This is a genomic window from Cellulosimicrobium cellulans, assembly GCF_007679345.1.
Lineage (GTDB): Bacteria > Actinomycetota > Actinomycetes > Actinomycetales > Cellulomonadaceae > Cellulomonas > Cellulomonas cellulans_A.
The window spans coordinates 199,802-223,482 of record NZ_VEGH01000002.1 but is presented as its reverse complement, the minus strand read 5'-3'; the positions used below and the strand labels follow the sequence as shown (position 1 = coordinate 223,482).

Genomic DNA, 23,681 nt, shown 5'->3' with positions numbered 1-23,681 from the left:
GTCACCGCCACTCCTCCCGCAGCCAGTGGGCCAGCTCGACGGCCCAGTACGTCAGCACCTGGTCGGCCCCCGCCCGGCGGATGCCGAGCACGGACTCGGTGATCGCGCGGCGGCGGTCCAGCCAGCCCTGCGCAGCGGCGGCCTCGACCATCGCGTACTCGCCGGACACCTGGTACGCCGCGACCGGCACGGTGCTCACGGCGGCCACGTCGGCCAGCACGTCCAGGAACGCGCCGGCGGGCTTCACCATGACGAGGTCCGCGCCCTCCTCGATGTCCAGGGCCACCTCGCGCAGCGCCTCCCGGCGGTTCGCCGGGTCCATCTGGTAGGTCCGGCGGTCGCCCTCCAGCGTCGACTCGACCGCGTCGCGGAACGGCCCGTACAGGACGCTCGCGAACTTGGCGGCGTACGCCAGCACCGCCACGTCGTCCCGCCCGGCGGCGTCGAGCACGTCGCGGATCACGCCGACCTGGCCGTCCATCATGCCGCTCGGCGCGACCATGTGGGCGCCCGCCTCGGCCTGGACCAGGGCCATCTCCGCGTACCGCTCGAGCGTCGCGTCGTTGTCCACCCGGCCGTCCGCGGTCAGCACGCCGCAGTGGCCGTGGTCGGTGAACTCGTCGAGGCAGAGGTCCGCCTGGATCACCAGCGCGTCGCCGACCTCGGCCCGCACGTCGGCGATGGCCCGGTTGAGCACGCCGTCGGGGTCGGTGGCGCCGGAGCCGACCGCGTCGCGGATCAGCGGGACGCCGAACAGGTTGACGGCCGAGACGCCGGCCGCGGCGGCCTCGGCGGCGGCCCGGCGCAGCGAGTCGCGGGTGTGCTGGACGACGCCCGGCATCGAGGCGATCGGCGCCGGCTCCTCGAGCCCCTCCTTGACGAACATCGGCAGCACCAGGTCGGCCGGGTGCAGGCGGACCTCGCTGACCGAGCGCCGCAGGGCGGCGGTGCCGCGCAGCCGGCGGGGGCGGACCCGTCCGGGCCGGGCGGCCGCGGCCGCGGCGGCGGCGGGCAGCGGGAGGGTGGGGGCGTCGGGTCCGGGTGCGGTCATGCGTGCTCTCCGTCGGGGTGGGCCGCCGGGGGTGCGGCGGCGGGGGTGTCGCCCGGGGCGGCGGGGTGGGCCGCGACCGGGCTCTCGTCGGCGGGGGCGCCCGCGTCCTGGGCGTCGTCCCCGCGGTGCTCGGCCGCGGCGGCGCGCGCGAGCGCGGCCACCAGTCCGCCCGGGGTCTGGTCGTCGGCGACGGCGTGCACCGGCAGCCCCGCGCGCCGCGCCTCCGCGGCGGTGGACTCGCCGATGCAGCACACCAGCGTGCCCGCGGGCGGCGCCCCGAGCATCGACAGCAGGTTCCGCGCGGTGCTGCCCGAGGTGAGCAGCACGGCGCCCACCCGCCCCGCGGCGTACGCGTCCCGCACGTCCGGCTCCGGCGCGGGGCCGGGCACGGTGCGGTAGGTGACGACGACGTCGACCGGCCAGCCGCGCGCGGCCAGCCCTTCGGCCATCGTCGGGGCGGCGAGGTCGCCGAGCGGGAGCAGCACCCGGGCGGGTTCCTCGTCGGCGGGCGGCCAGGCGGCGAGCAGCGCCAGGGCCGACGACCGGCCCGTGGGTACCAGGTCGACGCGGACGCCCGCCTCGCGCAGCGCCCGGGCGGTGCTGCCGCCGACGGCTGCCACCCGGACGCCGTCGAGCAGGCCGGCCAGCGTGTGCCCGGTCTCCTCGGCGCGGTCCTCGAGCACGGGCACCGCGGCGGCGCTCGTCACGGCGACCCAGCCGTAGTAGCCGACCTCGAGCGCGAGCAGCGCGTCGTCGAGCTCGGTGGGGTCGAACGGCGGGACGGTCTGGATGAGCGGCACCACCAGGGGGTCCGCGCCCGCCGCGTGCAGGGCGATGACCAGCGGGTCCAGGCCCTCGGTCGCGCGCGGGACCAGGACCGTCCGTCCCGCGAGCGGCCCGGCGGGCACCGTCGCGGGCGCGCCGTCGGCCGGCAGGCCCGTCACGCCCCGAGCTCCGCGAGCCCGGCGGCGCCGGCGCCCAGGAGGTCCTCGGCGAGCCGGGTGCCGAGCGCGGCGGCGGCCAGCGCGGCGCGCCCGGCGGCCGCGGCGGGGTCCGCGCCCGCGGGGCCCGAGGCGCCGCCCGCGAGGGTGGTGGACGCGGTGCGACGCAGCGCCTCGGTGCCGTCGGTGCGCAGCACGACCGCCTCCAGCGTCAGCTCGTCGTCCGCACCGATCCGCGCGTGCGCGCCGACGGGCGCGGCGCACCCCGCCTCGAGCCGGCTGAGCAGCGCGCGCTCGGCGAGCACGGCGAGGTGCGTCGGCCGGTGGTCCAGCGCCGCCAGCGCCCGGGCGAGCGGCGTGCCCGAGACGGCGTCCTCGGCGCGGACCTCGACCGCCAGCGCGCCCTGCGCGGGCGCGGGGGTCATCACGTCGAACGGCAGCGCCTCGGTCACGGCGTCCAGCCTCCCGAGGCGCGCCAGGCCGGCCCGCGCGAGCACCACGGCGTCCAGGTCGTCCTCGATCCGGCGCAGCCGGGTGTCGACGTTGCCGCGGATGTCGACCACCCGCAGGTCGGGGCGCGCGGCCCGCAGCTGCGCGGCGCGGCGTGGCGAGCCGGTGCCGACCGCCGCGCCCTCGGCCAGCGTCGCCAGCGTGCGGCCGTCGCGGGCGCACAGGGCGTCCCGCGGGTCCTCACGGACCGGGACCGCCGCGACGACCAGGCCGGGGGCGACGGCGGTCGGCAGGTCCTTGAACGAGTGCACCGCGACGTCGCACCGGCCGTCCAGCAGGGCGTCGCGCAGGGCGGTGACGAACACGCCGGTGCCGCCGAGCGTGGCGAGCGAGCCGGTGAGCCGGTCGCCGTCCGTGCGGACCCGCACCAGCTCGTGCGGTCCGGCGCCGAGGGCGGTCAGCGCGTCCGCCACGTGCCCCGTCTGGGTGAGGGCGAGCGCGCTCGCACGGGTGCCGACCCGGACCGTCTGGGGCATGCCCCCAGTCTCGGCCACCCCGCGCGGATCTGTCGAAACCGCGGGTCGCGGGCTGCCGCGCACGGGTCAGGCCCCCGGCGCGGCGGGGCGGGCGGCCGCGGCCGCGGGGCCGGTGGTCGCCGTGACCAGGGCGGCGGCGGTCGCCCGGGCGTCGGGGACGACGGACGCGAGCCCGTTGCCGGAGACCCACGCGCCGACGACGGCCAGGCCCGGGACGTCGGCGACGGCGGCCCGGACCCGCCGCACGGTCTCCCGGTGGGCGGCGCTGGGCACGGGGAGCCCCTGGCGCCAGCGCACCCGGGCCGCGGCGCGCACCTGCTCGCGGCGCAGCGGCACGCCGAGCACGGCGGCGGCGTCCCGCAGCGCGAGGTCGGTGAGCGCGTCCGGGTCCCGCGGCAGCGCGTCCGCCGCGCCGGCGTCCTCGCCGGCGCGGCCGTACGACAGCCGGACGACGTGCCGGCCCGGGCCGGCCGCCTCGGCCAGCCACGCCCACTTGGCCGTCGCGTGCGTGAGCGCCTTGGCCCGCACGCCCGGCACGCCGCGGGCGACCAGCACCCCGGTACCGCGTGGCGCGGCGTCGAGGGCGGGCGCGTCCAGCACCAGGGTGACGAGCACGATGTCCGCGCCCGGGTCGGTGGTCAGGCCCGTCAGCGCCGGGGCGACGCCGGCGAGCAGGTCGACGGCGCGCGGGGTGGCGACCACCAGGCGCGGGGTCGTCAGCGTCTCCGCGGCCCCGTCCGGCCCGTCGAGGGTGACGGCGAACCCGTCGCCGGCGCGGGTGACCGCCTGGACGGGGGCGCCGGTGCGCACCGCCCCGCCGTGCGCGGCGAGGTCGGCGGCCAGCGCGTCGACCAGCACGTGCAGCCCGCCGCGGAACCCGGCGACCGCCGAGCCCGCCGGTGCGAGCGCGCGCTGCGCGGTCACCCCGCGGGCGAGCGACCCCTCGCGGCGCACGGCCGCGACGAGACCGGGGGCGACGGCGTCCGCGGCGACGTCGTCGGGCTCCGCGGCGTGCACGCCCGCCACGACGGGGCGGACCAGGCGGTCGAGCACCCGCCGACCGGCCCGGGCGCGCACCAGGGCGCCGAGCGTCGTGCCCTCGGCGGTGCCGAGCCGCGCGGGCAGCAGCCGGTCCAGGGAGGCGCGGAGCGAGCCCGCGAGCCCGATCGTCCGGCGGACGTCCGCCGCCCACGGGTCGGCGGGGATGCCGAGCAGGCCGGTGCGGGGGAGGGGTCCCGCACCGGAGGGCAGCCGCACCCACGCGCCGTGCCGCTCGGGCGTGACCACGCGGTCGGCCAGGCCGAGCTCGTCCGCCAGCGCCGCGACGACGCCGCCGCGGGTCGCGAACGACTCCGCCCCGGCGTCCAGCGCCAGCCCGTCGACCTCGTGCCGGCCGACGACGCCGCCGGGGGACCGCCACGCCTCCAGCACCAGCGGCCGCAGCCCGCTCAGCGCGAGCTCGCGCGCGGCGACCAGGCCCGCGACGCCGCCGCCGACGACGACCGCGTCCCACGGCCCGGTCGGCGCCCCCGCGCCGCGCCCCGCGCCCGGCTCCGCGGGCGGTGCCGGGGTGGGGTCCGGCGCCGCGTCCGCGCCCCGGGGGGCGGGTCCCGTCGTGCCGGCTGCCCGGTCGTCGTCGTTCGTGGCCGCGTCCTTCCTCATCCGTCCAGCCTGCCGCGCCGGGGCACCACGCAGCGTGGGACCCCGGACCCGTCCGTCAGAGCGTGTGCACGAGCTGCACGACGCGGGTGAGCACGTCGGGGTCCGTCTCCGGCGGGACGCCGTGGCCCAGGTTCACCACGTGCCCGGGGGCGGTCGCGCCGCGCGCCACCACGTCCCGCACGTGCGCCTCCAGCACCGGCCACGGCGCCGCGAGCAGCGCCGGGTCGACGTTGCCCTGCACGGGGACGCGGCCGTCGAGCCGGCGCACCGCCTCGTCGAGGCCGATCCGGTGGTCCACGCCCACCACGTCGGCCCCGACGTCCCGCATCGCGGCGAGCAGCTCGCCCGTCCCGGTGCCGAAGTGCACCCGGGGCACGCCCAGGTCGGCGACGTGCGCGAGCGCCCGGGTCGAGGCCGGCGCGACGCGCTCGGTGTAGTCGGCCAGCGACAGCGACCCCGCCCAGGAGTCGAACAGCTGCGCGGCGCTGGTGCCGGCGAGCACCTGGGCCCGGAGGAACGCGCCCGTGACGTCGGCGGCCCACTCGGTCAGGGACCGCCACGTCGCCGGGTCGGCGTGCATCAGGGTGCGGGCGGCGAGGTGGTCGCGGGACGGCCGGCCCTCGACGAGGTAGGCGGCCAGCGTGAACGGCGCGCCCGCGAACCCGATGAGCGGCGTCGACCCGAGGGCGGCCGTGGTCAGCCGCACGGCCTCGACGACGGGGGCGAGCACCTCGGGGGTCAGGGACTCCGCCGGGTGCTCGGCGCGCAGCCGGGCCACGTCGTCGGCGGTCCGCACCGCGGAGCCCATGACCGGGCCGACGCCGGGCTGGATGTCGACGTCCACGCCGGCCAGCCGCAGCGGGATCACGATGTCCGAGAAGAAGATCGCCGCGTCCACCCCGTGCCGCCGCACCGGCTGCAGGGTGATCTCCGACGCGAGGTCCGGGGTCAGGCAGGCGTCGAGCATCGCCGTACCCTTCCGGGCCTCCCGGTACTCGGGCAGCGACCGGCCGGCCTGGCGCATGAACCACACCGGGCGCCGGTCCGGGGTCCGGCCGCGGTAGGCGTCCACCAGGGGCGCGTGCGCGGTCCGGCCGTCCACCAGCGGGTGGTCGGCGGGCAGGCCGGTGCCGTCCGGGTGCGACGGGAGGGCGGGGGCGGGGGTCGCCGGGGCGCTCGCGGGCGCGTCGGGGCGTGACGGAGTCGACATCACCACGATTGTGCCCCGTCTTCCCTGGAGTGATTAAATTCTTGGCGTGGTGATGCTGTCGTTGGTGGCCAGCCATCACGACCTCGACCTGTCCGTGCTGGAGCGGTTGTCCGCCGACACCCACGCCGTCGGGCGGGAGATCGTGACGGCGTCGGAGTCGATCGCGGGGGCGGTCGTCCTGGCGACCTGCAACCGCTTCGAGCTGTACCTGGACGTCGCCGACGCCGCCGACGCCGACGCCGCGCGGTCCGCCGTCGCCGGGACCGTCGCCGCGCGCTCCGGCTACACCCCCGAGCGCGTCGCCGACTCCCTCGCCCCCGCCACCGGTCCCGGGGTGGTCGAGCACCTGTTCGCGGTCGCCTCCGGCCTGGAGTCGATGGTCGTCGGGGAGCGGGAGATCGCGGGCCAGGTGCGGCGCGCGCTGACCGCCGCCCGCCGCGACGGCACCACGACCTCCGACCTCGAGGGCCTGTTCCAGGCGGCCTCCCGGACCTCCCGCGCCGTCGAGGGCCGCACGGGCCTGGGCGCGGCCGGCCGTTCCGTCGTCGGCGTCGCGCTCGACCTGGTCGAGGACGGCCTGCCCGACTGGTCCGACGTGCGCTGCCTGCTGATCGGCACGGGCTCCTACGCCGGCGCCAGCCTCGCCGCGCTCAAGGCCCGCGGCTGCCGCGACGTCCTCGTGTACTCCGCCAGCGGGCGCGCCGGGCAGTTCGCCGCGCAGCGCGGGGTCACCGCCGCCACCGACGACCTCGCCGCGAGCCTCGCCGGCGTCGACCTGGTGGTGGCGTGCAGCGGCGCCGCCGGCAAGGTGCTCGACGTCGACGCGCTGATCCGGTCCCGGTCCGCCGAGGCGGCGCTCGGCGCGCGGCCGCTCGCGGTCCTCGACCTCGCGCTGCAGCACGACGTCGACCCGGCGGTCGGCGAGCTGCCCGGCGTCCGGCTGGTCAGCCTCACCACGGTCGCGGAGCACGCCCCCGACGGGCACTCCGCGACGGTGGCGGAGGCCCGGGCGCTCGTCGAGGAGCAGGCGGCCACCTTCGAGCGCGACCTGCGCACCCGGCAGTGGAACCCGCCCGTCGTCGCCGAGCGCCGCCGCGTGCTCGAGGAGCTCGGGCTGGCCGTCGCGGACCTGCCGGAGCCCGACGCGCGTGCGCTGCGCCGGCGGGTCCGCTCCGCGCTGCACGGCCCGACCGTGCGCGCCCGCGAGGCCGCCCGCGCCGGCGACGCCGCCGCCTACGCCGCGGCCCTGGCGGACCTGGCGGCGGTCGAGGTCCCGCGCGCCGCGGCGGCCGCCACCCCCGCGCGCTGACCCCCGCGGCCCGCCGCGCCCGCGCCCGCCGAGCCCCGCGCGCCGAGCCGCGCGCGCGCCGAGCCCCGCGCGCGCCGAGCCCCGCCCGCGCCCGCGCTCGCCGAGCCCCGTGCGCGCCCGCGCTCGCCGAGATAGGACCGTTCGGCCGAGAGAGGGCGTCCCGCGGTCCTACGTCGGCGCGGAGGCCCTATCTCGGCGAGGTCTGCGGGCGAGGTCTGCGGGCGCGGACCGGGGGCGCGGGGCCGCCGTCGCGCCGGGGTCAGTCCTCGAGGTAGCGGAGCAGGTCCGCGGCCAGGCCCGTGTACGACGCCGGCGTCAGCGCCTGCAGGCGTGCCTCGACGTCGGCCGGCAGGCCCAGGCCCGCGATGAACTCCCGCATGTCGTCCGCCGTCAGCCGGCGACCCCGCGTCAGCTCCTTGAGCCGCTCGTACGGGTTCTCCATCCCGGTGACGCCCGCGACCGACGCCGCGCGCATCGCCGACTGCACCGGCTCGCCCAGCACCTCCCAGTTCTGGTCGAGCTCGCGCGCCAGCAGGTCCCGGTCCACCGACAGCGCCGCGAGGCCCCGGCGCACGTTGTCGATCGCGAGCAGCGAGTGCCCGAACGCCGGCCCGATGTTCCGCTGCGTCGTGGAGTCGGTGAGGTCGCGCTGCAGCCGGCTCGTCACCAGGGTCGCGCCGAGCGAGTCCAGCAGGGCGCAGGACACCTCGAGGTTGGCCTCGGCGTTCTCGAACCGGATGGGGTTCACCTTGTGCGGCATCGTCGAGGAGCCGGTCGCGCCCGCCACCGGGATCTGCGTGAAGACGCCCCGGGAGATGTAGGTCCAGACGTCGGTCGCCAGGTTGTGCAGCACGCGGTTGAACCGGGCGACGTCGGCGTACAGCTCGGCCTGCCAGTCGTGCGACTCGATCTGGGTGGTGAGCGGGTTCCAGGTGAGGCCGAGGTGCTCGACGAACGTCCGGCTGACCTCCGGCCAGTCGGCGCCCGGGACGGCCACCACGTGCGCGCCGTAGGTGCCGGTCGCGCCGTTGAGCTTGCCCAGGTACTCCGCGCCCGCCACCCGGCGGAGCTGCCGACGCAGCCGGTGCGCGAGGACCGCCACCTCCTTGCCGAGGGTGGTCGGCGTGGCCGGCTGGCCGTGCGTGAGCGCCAGCAGCGGCACGTCGGCCAGGTCGCGCGCCATCGCGGCGAGGTCGTCGACCAGCCCGCTCGCCGCCGGGAGCCACACGTCGCGCACGGCGCCGCGGACCATGAGCGAGTAGGACAGGTTGTTGATGTCCTCGCTGGTGCAGCAGAAGTGCACGAGCTCCGAGACGGCCGGCAGCACGGTGCCCTCGCCCAGCACCGCGGGCGCGGCCGCGATGCGCTCCTTGAGGAAGTACTCCACCGCCTTCACGTCGTGCACGGTGGTGCGCTCGATCTCGGCCAGCCGCGCGACGTCGGCGGCGCCGAAGTCCGTGACGACCGCGCGCAGGTACGCCTGCTCGGCTGCCGACAGCGCCGGGGCGCCGGGCACGACGCCGTGGGTCGTCAGGTGGATCAGCCACTCGACCTCGACGTGCACGCGCTCCCGGTTCAGCGCCGCCTCGGAGAGGTGGTCCACGAGCGGGGCGACCGTCCGGCGGTACCGCCCGTCCAGCGGGCCGAGGGCGATCGGCGGCTCGACGTCGGCGAGCGACGTGCGGGCGGGCGCGGCGGACGGGCTGCTCTCGTGCGCGGGCATGGGCCGCATCCTCCCACGGCGCGCAGGCGGGTGATCCGGGCCGCGCGGTCCGCGGACGCGCGTCCTCCGTCGGGGCAGGTCAGGGCGGCGGGGGCGGTCGTCGGGGCCGCCCGCGCGGGTGACGCCGCGGGGCCGGTCGGCGGAGAGCGCTCGCCCGACCCCTCACAGGTGCGCCGCCGCTGCCGATACGGAGGCCACTCAGGGGGACGCCGTGCGGAGCAGACGCAGGGCCGCGCGGGCACAGCAGCGAGGGGTACGGACATGGCGGGACTGAGGGGGCGCCGCGGCGTCGCGACGGAGCCGGCGGAGGGCGTCGCGGTCGAGCGGGAGCTCCGGGCGCTCGACGACGTCGTCCGGGCGCTCGGGGCGTCGTCGGGCGGTGGTGACCTCCCCGAGATCGTCGAGACGATCCGGGCGGCGCTGGGCTTCGACTACGCGTCGGCCTGGCAGGTCGACCCGGGAGAGGGCGCCCTGGTGTTCGTCGCGCAGACGGGCCACCTGTCCCGGGAGCTCACGGACATGACGCCCGGGTACCGGATGCCGAAGGGCGTCGGGCTGTGCGGGCTCGCCTGGCAGCAGGACGGGGTGCTGCCGGTGGCCGACCTGCGGGAGCACGCGACCAACTGCACCCGCGGCGAGGTGTTCCTGCGCGCCGGTGCGCGCGGCGCGATGACGATGCCGCTGTGGCACCGCGGGGAGGTCGTCGCCGTCCTCGACTTCCTGTCCACCGAGCGGCGGGCCGAGGGTCCGGCGCAGGTGCTGGTCCTCGACGTGCTCGCGCGCACGGTGTCGCAGGCGCTCGAGGCGCGTCGCGCGGCGGAGTCCATCGCCCAGGTGGCCCGCGACCAGCAGGCCGTGACGACCTCGGTGGCCAAGGTCGGCCAGTGCACCGACGAGGAGCAGGCGCTGCGGGTCGCCCTCGACACCGTGCGCGAGGAGTTCGGCTGGGACTACGGCTCCTACTGGGCGGTGGACCCCGAGGCGCGGGTGCTGCGGTTCGCGGTCGAGTCCGGCACCGCGGGCGAGGAGTTCCGCCGGGTGACGCTCGCCGCGAGCTTCGCGGAGGGCGTGGGCCTGGCGGGTCGCGCCTGGCGGGCGCGGGACCTGGTGTTCGTCCGGGACCTCGGCGAGCTCACCGACTGCGTGCGTGCCCCCGCGGCGCAGCGCGCCGGCGTCCGGTCCGGGGTGTGCATCCCGGTGGTCGTCGGCGACGAGGTGCTCGGCACGATGGACTTCTTCACCACGGAGACGATCGAGCTGACCGACAGCCGGCGCAGCTCGCTGCGCAACGTCGCCCGCCTGGTGTCCCAGCGCGTCGACATCCTCCGGGCCTCGCAGCGGGACCGCGGGGCGTCCGAGGCACTGCTCGGCAGCGTCGCCCGGCTGTCGGAGAGCGCGGCCGAGGCCGTGCGCGTCGCCGAGGAGGCCGTCGCGCAGACCGCCGCCATGGCGGAGGAGGTCCGCACGCTCGAGGCGTCGTCCTCCGCGGTCGGCGACGTCATCCGCGTCATCTCGTCGATCGCCGACCAGACGAACCTGCTCGCGCTGAACGCGACCATCGAGGCCGCCCGCGCCGGGCAGGCGGGGCGTGGGTTCGCGGTCGTCGCCACGGAGGTCAAGGAGCTCGCGGGCGGGACGTCCACCGCGACGTCGCGGGTGGAGCAGCAGGTCGCCGACATCCAGGCGAACACCGCCGCGGTGTCCCGCGGCATCGAGTCGGTCAGCACGACGATCCGGCGGATGGACGAGGTCCAGGCCCGGATCGGCGAGGTGCTCGACGAGCAGCGCGAGATGGCGCGGTCCTTCCGCGCCTCCTGAGCCCCGGGGCGCGTTCCGGTCGCCCCGAGGCGCGCCGCCGGCCGGCGACGGGCCCGCACCCGTCGCCGGCCGCGGTGGCCGGTTGCACTCCACTCGTCGGTTCCGGGGTCGGCGTCAGCGTGTGCCGTCCCCGGGCTGCGGGGTCTGCGGACGTGAGTCCGTCGGCCGGCGGAGGTCCCGCACCCGCCGCCGGCCGACGGGTCTAGCGGCGGGTGGTCAGACGAGCACCACCCGCGGGACCCGGCGGAGCAGCAGGCCGAGGGCCAGCAGCCCCAGGGCGGCGAGGCCGGTCAGGACGGCCGGGCCCCCCGTCGAGGCCAGCGCGGCCGGTGCGGTGGCCGCCACGGCCGTGCCGGCCGTGGCGGCGGTGCCGGCCGCGTCCTCGAGCGCGGCGGCGACGTCGGCAGCCGCGAGGACGTCCGACAGGGAGGTCACCGCGGAGACCGTCGTGGTGCCGTCCGTGGTGCCGGTGCCGTCCGCGATGCCCGGGGTCGTGCCGGGGGCCGTGGTGCCCGGGTCGGTGCCCAGGCCGGTGCCCGGGTCCGTGGTGCCCGGGTCGGTGGCCGGGTCGGTGCCGACCTCGTCGGCGACCGTCGCGTCGCCGACGAGGCCGAGGGCGATGTCCCCGATCGCGACCGGGACCTCGATCGGCAGGACGACGCCGATCCCGCCCAGCAGGCCGTCGGAGTCACCGCCACCGACGGTGGCGGTGGGGCCGTCGGCGCCGGTGGTGCCGGTGCCGGGCGACGTGCTGGACGCGTCGCCGAGCAGGCCGATGGCGACGTCGCCGACGGTCACGGGGATGCTGATCGGCGCGGCTGCGCCGGTCCCGGACGCGATCCCGTCGGAGTCGCCGCCGCCGACCGTGGCGGTGGGGCCGTCGGTGCTGGTGCCGGTGGTGCCGGTGCCGGGCGACGTGCTGGACGCGTCGCCGAGCAGGCCGAGGGCCACGTCGCCGACGGTCACGGGGATGCTGATCGGCGCGGCTGCGCCGGTCCCGGACGCGATCCCGTCGGAGTCGCCGCCGCCGACCGTGGCGGTGCTGCCGTCGATCGCCGTCGCGTCGCCGGTGCCGGTGCCGGTGCCGGTGGTCGAGGCGTCGTCGAGGACGCCCAGGGCGACCCCGTCGACGTCGACCGGCACGCTCACCGGGGCGGCGACCCCGGTCCCGGAGGCGATGCCGTCGGCGTCCCCACCCCCGACCGTCGCCGTCGGGGCGGGCGCGGCAGCCGGCGCGGGTGCCGCGGGTGCCGGAGCGGTGGCCGTCGCGTCGCCGAGGACGCCGACGGCGACCGTGGAGACGTCGACCGGGACGTGCACCGGGGCGGCGACGGCGGTGCCGGAGGCCACCCCGTCGGAGGTGCCCCCGCCGGCGGTGGCCGCGGGGGCCGGCGCCGGTGCGGCGGGCTCGACGGGCACCGCCGCCGTGGTGGTCGTCGCGTCGCCGAGGACGCCGGCGGCGAGGCCGGACACGTCCACGGAGACGTCGACGGGTGCCTCGATGCCGAGGCCGGACAGCAGGCCGTCGTCGTCGGCGGCGGACGCCGACACGGCCCCGGCGACGACGAGGCCGCCGGCCAGCAGGGCGGTGTGCACCGCTCGCTTCATGTTCCTGTGCATGGTGGTCTTCCCCTGATCCTGAGTCGGTGCGCCGGCGTGCGGCGCGAGGGCCCGTGGGGCGCGGCGGCACGGATGCCGCGGGCGCCGGGGCCCGACTCAGGCGGGGAAGACGGGGACGTCGCGAAGACGCAGCGGGAGCTCGACGCGGCCGCGGGCGACGGCGAGGAGCCGCGACCCGCCCAGGACCAGCGCGAGGGTCGTGAGGACCGCCAGGACGTCCTGGCCGGCCGACGTGCGCAGCGGGCTCCCGGAGGCGCCCGTGCCGGACGGGGCCGGCGCGCTCGGTGCCGGCGGGACGGGGTGGTCGCCGCCGCCCACCGGCGCGGACGCCGAGCGCGCGGCGTCGTCGACGCCGGAGGAAGCGGGGCGCAGGGCCTCGGCCCCGCGGTCGGCGGGGGCGTCCGCCGGGGCGCCGGTCCGCTCACCGAGGGCGACGGGACCGGCACCGGTCCAGGGCTGCAGCGCCGCGAGGTCGGGATCCCCGGGTGCGGCCGCGGCGGCATCGGGGCCGGCCGGGACCGCGGGCGGCGCCGTCGGTGGCGTCACCGTCGGCGGCGCGAGGGTCTCGGTCACCGGGCGCAGCACGCCCAGGACGGGCGCGAGCGCGTCCCCGAGGGGCGTGCCTCCGACGCTCCCCAGCACGGGACCGACGAGATCCGTCACCACCGGGGTGACGACGGGCGCGAGGGCCGGCGCGACGGCGTCGGCCACGGGGGTCAGCACGGGGACGAGCGCGACGAGCACCGGGACCGGCACGGCGTCGACCACGGGGGCCAGGACGCCCGACGTCACCGGGCCGAGCGCCGGCGCCAGCGGCTCCGTCGCCCGGGCGGCGGGGGCCACCAGGTCGTCGAGCACGTCGTCGACCAGCGGGGACGCGGCGTCCACGACCGGAACGACCACGGCGTCGCCGAGGGCGGACGTCACCGCGCCGAGCAGCCCGGGGGCGTCCGCGGCGGGCGTGCCCGCGTCGGGCGTCGAGGCCACGACCGCGGCCGCGCCCGACCCGGCCGCCGGTGCGGCGTGCCCCGCGGCGGGCGCCGCCGAGGCGGGTCCGGCCGCCGAGGGTGTCGGCGCGGCCGGCGCCGCAGGCTGCGCGTGGGTCGGCGGGGCGGGCGCGGGGGCAGGAGGGTCGGCCGCGGGGGCTGGCGGAGCGGGGGTGGCCGCGGCCGGCGGCAGCACCGCCTGCACCGCGGGCGCCACGACGTGCTCGCCCACGGGCTCCACGACGGCGCCGACCAGGTCGCCCACCCCGCCGAGCAGCGAGGTGGTCCCGGACGTGGGCGGCGGCACCTCGTCGGCGGCGGCTGCAGGGGCGAGCGCGACCACGGCGGCACCGGCGAGCGTCAGCCCGCCCGCCGCGTACAGACCTCGGCGGGCCCATCGCGACGCGAGCGAGCGCGCACGCTGTGCGGCACCCGGTCGCGCTGTCATGGCGACTCCCCCCGAGTCTCCGTGGCGGTCCCCCCGACGCTGGCGGGCCCTGACCCCGTCGACGGTAGGAGCGCCCGGCGGGGCGGGCAACACATCGGAGCGGGTGATATCCCCCGTCCGGGTGACGCGGCGCCCGCGACCTGCGACGACGCGGGGGAAGGAGCCGCGGGCTCAGCGCTCCCGGCTGCGCGGGATGGCCACGCTGAGCGCGAAGGAGACGACCGACACGATCAGCGCGCCGACGAACGCGTCGCCGAAGTCGTCGATCCGCAGACCCCAGTCGGTCTGCTCGGTGATCCACGCGGTGAGCATGAGCATCAGCGCGTTGACGACCAGCGTGAACAGCCCCAGCGTGAGGATGTAGAGCGGGATCGAGATGATGTTGACGATCGGCTTGACGACGGCGTTCACGATGCCGAACACGAGCGCCACGGCGAGCAGCACGCCGACCCGCCCCCACGTGGTGTCGGCGCCGACGATGCTGATGCCCGGCAGCAGCACCTCGGCCAGCCACAGGGCGACGCCGCTGATCAGGACCCGCAGCACGAAGCTCATGCGCCGATCCTGCCATCGAGGCACCCTCACCCGCAGCCCTCACCGCGGACGGGACCTGCCCGGACCGTGACCCCGGGTCCCGGCCGGCACCCGGCGGTGGCATCCTGGCCGCGTGAAGCGCGTCCCCCTCCGCCCCGCCCTCGCGAGCCTCCCGCCGTACGTCCCCGGCGCCCGGGTCCCCGTCGGCGCCGCCGCGTTCAAGCTCTCCTCGAACGAGAACCCGTACCCGCCGCTGCCGTCCGTCGTGGCGGCGATCGCGGACGGCGCGGTGGACGTGAACCGCTACCCGGACATGTACGCGACCGAGCTCGTCGAGGCCGTCGCGGCGCACCTGGGGGTGCAGGCGGACCAGGTGGTCGCGGGCTGCGGCTCGGTGGCGGTGCTGGGCCACGTGCTGAGCGCGTTCTGCGACGCCGGCGACGAGGTGGTGCACCCGTGGCGGTCGTTCGAGGCGTACCCGATCGCGGTGACCCTGGCCGGGGCCACGGGCGTCCCGGTGCCGGTCGGCGCGGACGGCCGGCTGGACCTGCCGGCGCTCGCGGCCGCCGTGACCGGGCGGACCCGCGTGGTGCTGGTGTGCACGCCGAACAACCCGACGGGGCCGGCCGTGCACGCCGACGAGCTGGACGCGTTCCTGGCGGCGGTGCCGCGGGACGTGCTGGTGGTGCTGGACGAGGCGTACGTCGAGTTCGTGCGCGACCCGCAGGCGCCGGACGGTCTCGGCGTGCTGGCCGCGCACCCCAACGTGGTGCTGCTCCGCACGTTCTCGAAGGCCTACGGCCTGGCCGGTCTCCGGGTGGGGTTCGCGGTCGCGGACGCGCGGCTCGCGGCGGGGATCCGCGCGGCCGCCACCCCGTTCGGGGTGTCGCACCTGGCGCAGCTCGCGGGCGTCGCCTCGCTGCGCGCGGAGGACGAGCTGCTGGAGCGGGTCGACGGCATCGTGCGCGAGCGCACCCGCCTGCTCGCCGGTCTGCGCGAGCACGGCTGGGACGTCCCGGACAGCCAGGCGAACTTCGTCTGGCTGGCGCTCGGCGAGGGCACCGCGCGGTTCGCGGACGCCGCGACGAGCGCGGGGGTGCTCGTGCGGCCGTTCGCGGGTGACGGCGTCCGGATCAGCGTCGGGGAGCCCGAGGCGACCGACGTCGTGCTGCGGGTCGCGCGCGACCTTCGTCACTGACCGACGGCGGCCGGGACCGTGTGCGCGCAGGTCACCGGGCCGACGAGCCCGGCGTCCTCGCCGCGCGCCGGTCCGGGCCTCGCCTATGCTGCGACGAGCAGAGAGGTGGAGGGGTGACCGAGAGCACGACGCCGGGCGTGGCGACGCCGCCCGCGTGGCCCGGCCGCGCCGGTCACCCCGTCGACCCCGTGGACGGCGGCCCGATCGCGCTGCTGCTCGTCGAGGACGACGACGGCGACGCGGTGCTCGTCGAGGAGCACCTGAGCGACGCGGGGCTCGACGTCCGCCTGGTGCGGGCCCGGACGCTCGACGAGGCGACGGCCCGCCTCGACGTCGACTGCGTCCTGCTCGACCTCGGGCTGCCGGACTCCGTGGGTCTCGGCGCGCTGCAGACGCTGCTGGCGGCCGGCGCCCCCGCGGTCGTCGTGCTGACCGGCCGCACCGACACCGAGACCGGGCTGCAGGCGGTCGCGGCCGGCGCGCAGGACTACCTGGTCAAGGGCGAGGTCGACGGCGAGCTGCTCGGCCGGTCCGTGCGGTACGCGGTCCAGCGGCGTCGCCTGCAGGCCGTCGACCGGGAGCTGTACCGCAGCATGGTCCGGGCCGAGGAGACGGTGCGGCTCGAGAGCGCGCTGCTGCCCCGCCCGTCCGTGCGGGACGCGCGGCTGGAGGTGCGGGTCGGCTACCGCGCGGGCCGGGAGGGCGTGCTGGGCGGCGACTTCTACGACGTGTTCGAGCGCCCCGACGGCACCGTGCTGGCGATCGTCGGCGACGTGTGCGGCCACGGCCCGGACGAGGCGGCGCTCGGGGCGGTGCTCCGCACGGCCTGGCGCACGCTCGTGCTCGCCGGCACCGCGACCCCCGACCTGCTGCCGCTGCTCGAGCGCGTGCTGGCGTCCGAGCGGACCCGCGACGAGGTGTTCACCACCATGTCGATGGTCGAGATCGCGCCCGACCGCGCGACGGTGGACCTGTACCTGGCGGGCCACCCGGTGCCGTTCCTGCTCGGCGACCCGGCGACCGGCCGGCGGTCCGAGCTGCTGCCGCGGGAGCTGCGGGGGCGCGCGCTCGGCATCCCGGTCGACGGGGTCTGGCGCCCGCAGCGGCTGGAGCTGGGCGGCCGGTGGCGGCTGATGATGTACACGGACGGCGTGCTGGAGGCGACCATCGGCGGGACGCAGGAGCGGATCGGCAAGGCCGGGCTGCTCGACCTGGTGGACCAGGTGCTGGCGACGGGTGCCCGGGACCCCGTCGAGGACGTCCTGCGCGAGGTGCGCCGCCGGCACGGCGGCGAGCTGGTCGACGACACGGCCGTCGTGGTGCTCGGCTGGGACGGGCCCGCGTCGTGACCGCTCCCGCACCGGCCGCCGGCACCGCCGCGCGGCCCCGCACGACGCTGCGTCGCCGGCTCGGCGCGGCGCTCGTCGCGGCCGCCGTCGTCCTCGCGCTCGTGTTCATCGGGTCCGGGGTCGCCCTGTGGCGCATGCTCGACGCCCAGGACCTCGTGACGGAGCGGTACTTCGACGCGATCACCAGCGCCGAGACCGCGTACACCCAGCTGGTCGACGGCGAGACGGCCGTGCGCGGCTACGCGCTCACCGGCTTCGACGGCACGCTCGAGCCGTACGAGAACGCGCAGGACGCCACCGACGCGTTCGACGCGGTCGCCCGGGGCGACTCGTCCGCGCCCGTCCGGGAGGCCGCGGCAGCGGCGGTCGTCGCGGCGGAGCGGTGGGACGAGGAGTTCGCGCAGCCGACGATCGCGGCGGTCGCCGCCGGCGGGCCGGCCGCCGTCACCGCCGAGGAGGTCGAGGGCGGGCGCGCGCTGTTCGACGAGGCACGCACCGCCGTCCAGGAGTACCTCGACGTGCTGCGGGAGCGCCGCGACGGGGCCGCGGCGGACCTGGCGATGTGGACGCGGGTCGTGATCGGCTCGCTCGTCGCGCTCGTGGTCGCCGGCGCCGTGGCGGGCGCGGTGCTGTGGCGCACGCTGCGCTCGTGGATCGCGGAGCCGCTCGACGCGCTCGCCGCCGACGCCCGCGCCGTGAGCGAGGGCGACCTGCACCACCCCGTGCGGACCACCGGGCCGGGCGAGATCGCCGACCTGGCCGACACCGTCGAGCGGATGCGGCTGGGCCTCGTCGCCCAGGTGCAGGCCGTCGAGGCGCAGCGCGCGGAGATCGCCGACGCCCACGACCGGCTCGCGGACCAGGCGGAGGAGCTGCGCCGGTCCAACCGCGACCTCGAGCAGTTCGCCTACGTCGCGTCGCACGACCTGCAGGAGCCGCTGCGCAAGGTCGCCTCGTTCACCCAGCTGCTGCAGAAGCGGTACGGCGGGCAGATGGACGAGCGCGCGGACCAGTACATCGCGTTCGCCGTCGACGGCGCGAAGCGGATGCAGCAGCTGATCCAGGACCTGCTCGGGTTCTCCCGGGTCGGGCGGGTCGGCGGCGAGCTCGCGGACGTGCCGCTGGACGAGGCGCTGGCCTCGGCGCTCGACAACCTCGACAACCTCGTCGAGGAGACCGGGGCCGTCGTCACGCGCGACGGCCTGCCCGTCGTGCGGGGCGAGCGCCCGCTGCTGGTGCAGCTGCTGCAGAACCTGGTGGGCAACGCGATCAAGTTCCGCGACCCCGACCGGACCCCGGAGGTCCGGATCACCGCCCGGCGGGTGGGAGACTCGTGGGAGCTCGAGTGCCGGGACAACGGGATCGGCATCGACCCGCAGTACGCGGAACGCGTCTTCGTGATCTTCCAGCGGCTGCACCCCAAGGACGTGTACGAGGGCACCGGCATCGGCCTGGCCCTGTGCAAGAAGATCGTCGAGTACCACGGCGGTCGGATCTGGCTCGGCGACGCCGACGGCCCGGGCACCAGCATCCGCTGGACGCTCCCCGCCGTCGCGGACCCGGAGCCGGAGCCGACCGACCGTCAGGACCAGGACGGCCCCCGGGCCGAGGGATCGGAGTGAACGTGGCACGCAGCGGCAAGGTGATCGACGTCCTGCTCGTCGAGGACGACCCGGGCGACGTCCTGATGACCCGCGAGGCGTTCGACGACAACAAGGTCGCCAACCGGCTGCAGGTGGTCTCCGACGGCGTGAGCGCGCTGGCGTTCCTGCGCAAGGAGGGCGAGCACGCCGACGCCCCCACGCCCGACCTGGTGCTGCTCGACCTCAACCTCCCGCGCATGGACGGCCGCGAGGTCCTGGAGGCGATGAAGGGCGACGACGCGCTGCGCAGCATCCCGGTCGTCGTGCTGACCACCTCGGAGGCCGAGGAGGACGTGGTGCGGTCCTACTCGCTGCACGCCAACGCGTACGTCACCAAGCCGGTCGACTTCGACCGGTTCATCGAGGTCGTCCGCCAGATCGACGAGTTCTTCGTCGAGGTCGTGCGCCTGCCCCAGCGCTGACCTGCGCGAGCCCTCCGGCTCCGGTGCCGGGCTAGGTGGCCGCTGAGTGGTGCCCGCGCGGGCCAGTCTCGGTGGGATGGACCCGTACGCGTTCGTCGACGAGCTGCCGCTGGAGCTCCTGCTGGTGTCCGCGCTGGTGGTCACGGCGCTGTGGCTGTGGGCGTACGCGACCGTCGCGGCCCGTGCGGGCTACTCCCGGTGGTGGTGCCTGGCACTGGTGCTGCCGGTCGTCTCGCTGGTGGTGATGATCCTGTTCGTGGTGCGCGCCTGGCCGGTGCAGCGCCGGGTCGAGCAGCTGGAGCTGCGGGTGATGGAGCTGCAGGTGCAGGGCCGGAGGGCGCGCTCGGGCGGTGGTCCCGGCCCCGGTGCGCGCGGCGCCCCGGGGTTGCCCGGCGCCGCCGTGCCCGGGGTGTCCGCCGCCGGCGGGTACGGCGTGCCGCCCGGGCTCGCCGCGCCGGGTGCAGGGCCGTACGCCGACGGCTACCAGCAGGCGCCCGGCGCCGGGGCGGTGCACGGTGCTCCGCCCTCTCCGGTGCCGGGCGCCGTCGGCCCCGCGTACCCGCCCGCCGCGCCGGGGTACCCGCCTGCGCCGGGCGCGCCGGGCCCCTCCGCCGCGCCGCCCGGGCCGGGCCCCTTCGCCGGGCCGCCCGCGCCGGGGCCGTACGCCGCGCCGCCCGGGCCGAGCTCCCCCGCGGTTCCGCCGGCGGCTCCCGGCGCGGACCCCTCCGCCGCGTCGTCGGCCGGCCGCGCGCGGACCGGCCCCGCCCCGGCGTGGCCCGGGCAGCAGCGCCGGGGACCCGGCCCCACCTGAGCCGCGCACGGGGGTTGTCGGGACCCCACAACGGGGGCACGCCCGTCTTGACGCCGCCCGGGGCCCTGGACCTACGGTTGCGTAGCCTACGCTGGCGTAGGTTACGACCGGCCCCCGGAGAACGCGGGGGCGCCACCCAGCCGAAGGAGAACCGTGGGCACCAGCGGTCCGCTCACCGACGACGGCCTGGTCCAGCTGCTCACCCCCGCTGGCGAGCGCGTCGACCACCCCGACTACAGCGCCCGGGTCGCGCACCTCGACGCCGACGCCCTGCGCGGCCTGTACCGCGACATGGTGCTCGTGCGCCGCTTCGACACGGAGGCGACGGCGCTGCAGCGGCAGGGCGAGCTCGGCCTGTGGGCGCAGTCCCTCGGGCAGGAGGCCGCCCAGGTCGGCTCCGGCCGCGCGCTGGCCCCGCAGGACTACGTGTTCCCCTCCTACCGCGAGCACGGCGTCGCGCACACCCGGGGCCTGGACCTCACGCAGCTGCTCCAGCTGTTCCGCGGCGTCGACCACGGCGGCTGGGACCCGGAGGAGTTCAACTTCCACCTGTACACGCTGGTGATCGGGTCGCACACCCTGCACGCCACCGGCTACGCGATGGGCGTGCAGCGCGACGGCGCGGTGGGCACCGGCGACCCCGAGCGCGACACCGCGGTCGTCACCTACTTCGGCGACGGCGCGACAGCGCAGGGCGACGTGAACGAGGCGCTGGTGTTCGCCGCCGTGAACAACGCCCCGCTGGTGCTGTTCCTGCAGAACAACCAGTGGGCGATCTCGGAGCCGACGACCCGCCAGGCGCGCGTCCCGCTCGCCGCGCGCGGCCCGGGCTTCGGCGTGCCGAGCGTCCGGGTCGACGGCAACGACGTGCTCGCGACCTACGCCGTGACCGCCGAGGCGCTCGAGCGCGCCCGGTCCGGCGGCGGCCCGACCCTCGTCGAGGCCTTCACCTACCGGATGGGCGCGCACACCACCTCCGACGACCCGTCCCGGTACCGGTCGGCGGCGGAGGAGGACTACTGGCGGCAGCGCGACCCGATCGACCGGCTGGAGAAGCACCTCGCCGCGACCGGCGAGCTGTCCGAGGACTTCCGGACGGGGCTGTCGGCCGAGGCCGACGCGCTCGGCGAGAAGATCCGGACGTACGTCCGGGCGCTCGGTCGCCCGGCCACCAGCACGATGTTCGACCACGTGTACGCGACCCCGCACTCGGTGGTGGACGCCGAGCGCGCCTGGTTCGAGCGGTACGAGGCCTCGTTCGCGGGAGGGGAGCACCGGTGAGCACGCAGCGGATGACGTTCGCCAAGGCGATCAACACGGGCCTGCGGGCCGCGCTGGAGCGGGACCCGAAGGTCCTGCTCATGGGTGAGGACATCGGCGCGCTCGGCGGCGTGTTCCGGGTGACCGACGGGCTGGCCAAGGACTTCGGCACGGACCGGGTCGTCGACACCCCGCTCGCCGAGTCCGGCATCGTCGGCACCGCGATCGGCCTCGCGCTGCGCGGCTACCGCCCGGTCTGCGAGATCCAGTTCGACGGGTTCATCTTCCCGGCGTTCGACCAGATCACGACCCAGCTGTCGAAGATGCACTACCGGTCCCGCGGCCGGCTGAACCTCCCGGTCGTCATCCGGGTGCCGTTCGGCGGCGGCATCGGCGCGGTCGAGCACCACAGCGAGTCGCCCGAGGTGCTGTTCGCGCACACCGCCGGCCTGCGCGTGGTCAGCCCGTCCGACCCGCAGGACGCCTACACGATGATCCAGCAGGCCGTCGCCTCGCCGGACCCGGTGATGTTCTTCGAGCCCAAGGGCCGGTACTGGGAGAAGGGCGACGTCGACACGGACGCCGACCCGCTGGCCGCCGACTCCGTCCTGGACGGCGCGCGGGTGCTCCGCCCGGGCACCGACGTCACGCTCGTGGCGCACGGCCCGACGGTCGCCACCGCCCTGCGCGTCGCCGACGCCGCGGCCGCCGAGGGCCGCAGCGTGGAGGTCGTCGACCTGCGCAGCATCTCGCCGCTCGACATCACGACCGTCGCCGCGTCGGTCCGGCGCACCGGCCGGTGCGTCGTCGTCCACGAGGCCCCGGTGCTCTACGGCACCGGCGCCGAGGTCGCCGCGCGAGTCACCGAGGAGTGCTTCTACCACCTCGAGGCGCCGGTCCTCCGGGTCGGCGGCTTCCACACCCCCTACCCCGTGGCCAAGCTGGAGCACGAGTACCTGCCCGGGCTCGACCGCGTCCTGGACGCCGTCGACCGCGTGCTCGCCTCCTGACCGCCGGGCGCGCCGCGCCGCCCGCGCGGCCCGCGCCCCCGCCGACCACCGCCCGCACCACCCCGAGGAGCACCGACCGTGCCGTCCTTCCAGCAGTTCCGCCTCCCCGACGCGGGCGAGGGCCTGACCGAGGCCGAGATCGCCGCCTGGCACGTCGCCGTGGGCGACACCGTCGCCATCAACCAGACGATCGTGGAGATCGAGACCGCGAAGTCGCTGGTGGACCTGCCCAGCCCGTTCGCGGGCGTGGTGACGCGGCTGCTGGTCGAGGAGGGCACCACGGTCGAGGTCGGCACCCCGATCATCGAGATCGACACCGACCCGACCGGCGAGGCACCCGCCGACGCCGCGCCGGGCGCGGGGCCCGAGGTGCCGGTGCACGGGCCGACGTCCGACGCCGACCCGGTGCAGGCCGGTGCCCCGGTCGCACGGCACGCGTCCGTCGCCGCCGAGCCCGCGGCCTCCGCGGCCGCGGAGTCCGAGGAGCCGGGCGGGGCGGTGCTGGTCGGCTACGGCACGGCCGCCGCGCCGACCGCCCGCCGGGCCCGGTTCACCTCCGCCGAGGGCGACGTCGACGCCGGCGCGGCCGGCCCGGACGCCACCACGGGCGCGGCGCCGGTGCGGCCCGCGACCGCCGGGCCGGGCGCCTCGCGCGGACCCGCGGCCCCGTCCGCCTCCCCGGCGCCGGCCGCCATGCCGACGGTCCGCCCGGGCGCCGTCGCCACGGGCGAGCCCGCCGCCGTCTCCGGCCGGCGCGCGCTGGCCAAGCCTCCGGTGCGCAAGCTCTCCCGCGACCTCGGCGTCGACCTCGACTCCGTGGTGCCGACCGGCCCGGGCGGCATCGTCACCCGCGAGGACGTGCTCGCGCACCAGGCCGCGGCCGAGGCGCGCGTGCTCGCGACCTACCCCGCCGACGACCAGCCGTGGCTCGCGTCCGGCACCGTGTCGCCCGACGGCCGGCAGACCCGTGTCCCGGTGAAGTCGGTCCGCAAGCGCACCGCCGAGGCGATGGTGACCTCCGCGTTCACGGCCCCGCACGTCACCGTGTTCCAGACCGTCGACGTCACCCGGACCATGAAGCTCGTCCAGCGGCTCCGCCAGGACAAGGAGTTCGCGGACGTCCGCATCACCCCGCTGCTGATCGCCGCCAAGGCGCTGCTGCTCGCGGTCCGCCGGCACCCGGACGTCAACGCGTCCTGGGACGAGGCGGCGCAGGAGATCGTCTACAAGCACTACGTGAACCTGGGCATCGCCGCGGCGACCCCGCGCGGCCTGGTGGTGCCGAACATCAAGGACGCCCACCGGCTCGGCCTGCACGACCTGGCCGAGGGCCTCGCCGCCCTGACGTCCACGGCGCGCGCGGGCAAGGTCACGCCGCGGGACATGTCGGACGGCACGATCACGATCACCAACGTCGGCGTGTTCGGCATCGACACCGGCACCCCGATCCTGAACCCGGGCGAGGCCGCGATCCTGGCGTTCGGGGCGATCCGCGAGCAGCCGTGGGTGCACAAGGGCAAGATCAAGGTCCGGCACGTCACGCAGCTCGCGCTGAGCGTCGACCACCGCCTCGTGGACGGCGCGCTCGGCTCGATGGTGCTGGCCGACGTCGCGGCGGTCCTGGAGGACCCGGCGCAGGCGCTGGTCTGGGGCTGACCGGCGCCGGAGCCTCCGCCGCGCGGGTGGCCCCCGCCGAGCGC

19 protein-coding genes are annotated in these 23,681 nt (G+C 77.5%); 10 read left to right on the top strand and 9 right to left on the bottom strand.

The annotated features are described in order from the left end of the window. Window position 1 precedes the first annotated feature (1 nt). From hemB to hemE, 5 genes are all read right to left on the bottom strand, one after another. Window positions 2-1,051: a porphobilinogen synthase gene (gene hemB, locus FS882_RS03325; protein ID WP_158370793.1), complete on the bottom strand. Its 1,050-nt coding sequence runs from the start codon at window positions 1,049-1,051 to the stop codon at window positions 2-4. Then, window positions 1,048-1,995 carry a uroporphyrinogen-III synthase gene (locus FS882_RS03320; RefSeq protein WP_158370791.1) on the bottom strand — a complete coding sequence of 316 codons (948 nt, stop codon included), beginning with the start codon at window positions 1,993-1,995 and terminating at the stop codon, window positions 1,048-1,050. Before FS882_RS03320 ends, hemB begins: the two co-directional genes overlap by 4 nt. Next, window positions 1,992-2,978 carry a hydroxymethylbilane synthase gene (gene hemC / locus FS882_RS03315; protein ID WP_158370789.1) on the bottom strand — a complete coding sequence of 329 codons (987 nt, stop codon included), beginning with the start codon at window positions 2,976-2,978 and terminating at the stop codon, window positions 1,992-1,994. The genes FS882_RS03320 and hemC overlap by 4 nt, the downstream gene beginning before the upstream one ends. Before the next feature lie 66 nt (window positions 2,979-3,044). Beyond that, complete coding sequence (locus FS882_RS03310) at window positions 3,045-4,640, bottom strand: protoporphyrinogen/coproporphyrinogen oxidase (RefSeq protein ID WP_158370787.1); 1,596 nt, start codon at window positions 4,638-4,640, stop codon at window positions 3,045-3,047. A 55-nt stretch (window positions 4,641-4,695) separates the two neighbouring features. Beyond that, the gene (gene hemE / locus FS882_RS03305; RefSeq protein WP_158370785.1) at window positions 4,696-5,850 is read right to left on the bottom strand and encodes a uroporphyrinogen decarboxylase; all 1,155 of its coding nucleotides are present in this window, start codon (window positions 5,848-5,850) and stop codon (window positions 4,696-4,698) included. Between the two features lie 52 nt (window positions 5,851-5,902). Here hemE and FS882_RS03300 point away from each other — a divergent pair, with 52 nt between their 5' ends. Then, on the top strand, window positions 5,903-7,159 hold the full coding sequence (locus FS882_RS03300) for a glutamyl-tRNA reductase (RefSeq protein WP_158371224.1): 1,257 nt from the start codon (window positions 5,903-5,905) through the stop codon (window positions 7,157-7,159). A gap of 259 nt (window positions 7,160-7,418) precedes the next feature. Here FS882_RS03300 and purB read toward each other — a convergent pair whose 3' ends face one another. After that, on the bottom strand, window positions 7,419-8,882 hold the full coding sequence (purB, locus tag FS882_RS03295) for an adenylosuccinate lyase (RefSeq protein WP_158370783.1): 1,464 nt from the start codon (window positions 8,880-8,882) through the stop codon (window positions 7,419-7,421). A gap of 261 nt (window positions 8,883-9,143) precedes the next feature. Between purB and FS882_RS03290 the strand changes: the two genes are divergently transcribed. Next, entirely contained in the window at window positions 9,144-10,700 is a 1,557-nt protein-coding gene (locus FS882_RS03290) for a GAF domain-containing protein (protein ID WP_158370781.1), read from the top strand. A 216-nt stretch (window positions 10,701-10,916) separates the two neighbouring features. Here FS882_RS03290 and FS882_RS03285 read toward each other — a convergent pair whose 3' ends face one another. The 3 genes from FS882_RS03285 to FS882_RS03275 form a co-directional block, all read right to left on the bottom strand. Next, on the bottom strand, window positions 10,917-12,308 hold the full coding sequence (locus FS882_RS03285) for a chaplin family protein (RefSeq protein ID WP_262348038.1): 1,392 nt from the start codon (window positions 12,306-12,308) through the stop codon (window positions 10,917-10,919). Window positions 12,309-12,416: 108 nt separating this feature from the next. Continuing rightward, window positions 12,417-13,754, bottom strand: coding sequence for a hypothetical protein (locus FS882_RS20830; RefSeq protein ID WP_187365110.1), 1,338 nt, complete (start codon window positions 13,752-13,754; stop codon window positions 12,417-12,419). A gap of 171 nt (window positions 13,755-13,925) precedes the next feature. Next, window positions 13,926-14,309: a phage holin family protein gene (locus FS882_RS03275; protein ID WP_158370777.1), complete on the bottom strand. Its 384-nt coding sequence runs from the start codon at window positions 14,307-14,309 to the stop codon at window positions 13,926-13,928. Window positions 14,310-14,421: 112 nt separating this feature from the next. Between FS882_RS03275 and hisC the strand changes: the two genes are divergently transcribed. The 8 genes from hisC to FS882_RS03235 all read left to right on the top strand — a co-directional run bounded on the left by hisC (window position 14,422) and on the right by FS882_RS03235 (window position 23,637). Further along, complete coding sequence (gene hisC / locus FS882_RS03270) at window positions 14,422-15,486, top strand: histidinol-phosphate transaminase (RefSeq protein ID WP_158370775.1); 1,065 nt, start codon at window positions 14,422-14,424, stop codon at window positions 15,484-15,486. Between the two features lie 113 nt (window positions 15,487-15,599). Then, complete coding sequence (locus tag FS882_RS03265) at window positions 15,600-16,835, top strand: PP2C family protein-serine/threonine phosphatase (RefSeq protein ID WP_262348037.1); 1,236 nt, start codon at window positions 15,600-15,602, stop codon at window positions 16,833-16,835. Continuing rightward, entirely contained in the window at window positions 16,832-18,457 is a 1,626-nt protein-coding gene (locus FS882_RS03260) for a sensor histidine kinase (protein ID WP_158370773.1), read from the top strand. The genes FS882_RS03265 and FS882_RS03260 overlap by 4 nt, the downstream gene beginning before the upstream one ends. A gap of 2 nt (window positions 18,458-18,459) precedes the next feature. Then, the gene (locus tag FS882_RS03255; RefSeq protein ID WP_158370771.1) at window positions 18,460-18,900 is read left to right on the top strand and encodes a response regulator; all 441 of its coding nucleotides are present in this window, start codon (window positions 18,460-18,462) and stop codon (window positions 18,898-18,900) included. A gap of 76 nt (window positions 18,901-18,976) precedes the next feature. Continuing rightward, window positions 18,977-19,711, top strand: coding sequence for a hypothetical protein (locus FS882_RS03250; RefSeq protein ID WP_158370769.1), 735 nt, complete (start codon window positions 18,977-18,979; stop codon window positions 19,709-19,711). Window positions 19,712-19,864: 153 nt separating this feature from the next. Then, window positions 19,865-20,992 (top strand): pyruvate dehydrogenase (acetyl-transferring) E1 component subunit alpha, encoded by a 1,128-nt coding sequence (pdhA, locus tag FS882_RS03245; protein ID WP_158370767.1) that lies wholly within the window; start codon window positions 19,865-19,867, stop codon window positions 20,990-20,992. Window positions 20,993-21,003: 11 nt separating this feature from the next. Then, window positions 21,004-21,981 (top strand): alpha-ketoacid dehydrogenase subunit beta, encoded by a 978-nt coding sequence (locus FS882_RS03240; RefSeq protein WP_222848120.1) that lies wholly within the window; start codon window positions 21,004-21,006, stop codon window positions 21,979-21,981. 78 nt (window positions 21,982-22,059) lie between these two features. Then, window positions 22,060-23,637 carry a dihydrolipoamide acetyltransferase family protein gene (locus tag FS882_RS03235; protein ID WP_158370765.1) on the top strand — a complete coding sequence of 526 codons (1,578 nt, stop codon included), beginning with the start codon at window positions 22,060-22,062 and terminating at the stop codon, window positions 23,635-23,637. Window positions 23,638-23,681: the final 44 nt, after the last annotated feature.

Bases quoted from the DNA above. Each gene is read 5' to 3' on its own strand.
- hemB (WP_158370793.1), bottom strand. From the start codon at position 1,051: ATGACCGCACCCGGACCCGACGCCCCCACCCTCCCGCTGCCCGCCGCC.
- hemC (WP_158370789.1), bottom strand. From the start codon at position 2,978: ATGCCCCAGACGGTCCGGGTCGGCACCCGTGCGAGCGCGCTCGCCCTC.
- FS882_RS03310 (WP_158370787.1), bottom strand. From the start codon at position 4,640: ATGAGGAAGGACGCGGCCACGAACGACGACGACCGGGCAGCCGGCACG.
- hemE (WP_158370785.1), bottom strand. From the start codon at position 5,850: ATGTCGACTCCGTCACGCCCCGACGCGCCCGCGAGCGCCCCGGCGACC.
- FS882_RS03300 (WP_158371224.1), top strand. From the start codon at position 5,903: ATGCTGTCGTTGGTGGCCAGCCATCACGACCTCGACCTGTCCGTGCTG.
- purB (WP_158370783.1), bottom strand. From the start codon at position 8,882: ATGCCCGCGCACGAGAGCAGCCCGTCCGCCGCGCCCGCCCGCACGTCG.
- FS882_RS03290 (WP_158370781.1), top strand. From the start codon at position 9,144: ATGGCGGGACTGAGGGGGCGCCGCGGCGTCGCGACGGAGCCGGCGGAG.
- FS882_RS03285 (WP_262348038.1), bottom strand. From the start codon at position 12,308: ATGAAGCGAGCGGTGCACACCGCCCTGCTGGCCGGCGGCCTCGTCGTC.
- FS882_RS20830 (WP_187365110.1), bottom strand. From the start codon at position 13,754: ATGACAGCGCGACCGGGTGCCGCACAGCGTGCGCGCTCGCTCGCGTCG.
- FS882_RS03275 (WP_158370777.1), bottom strand. From the start codon at position 14,309: ATGAGCTTCGTGCTGCGGGTCCTGATCAGCGGCGTCGCCCTGTGGCTG.
- FS882_RS03250 (WP_158370769.1), top strand. From the start codon at position 18,977: ATGGACCCGTACGCGTTCGTCGACGAGCTGCCGCTGGAGCTCCTGCTG.
- FS882_RS03240 (WP_222848120.1), top strand. From the start codon at position 21,004: ATGACGTTCGCCAAGGCGATCAACACGGGCCTGCGGGCCGCGCTGGAG.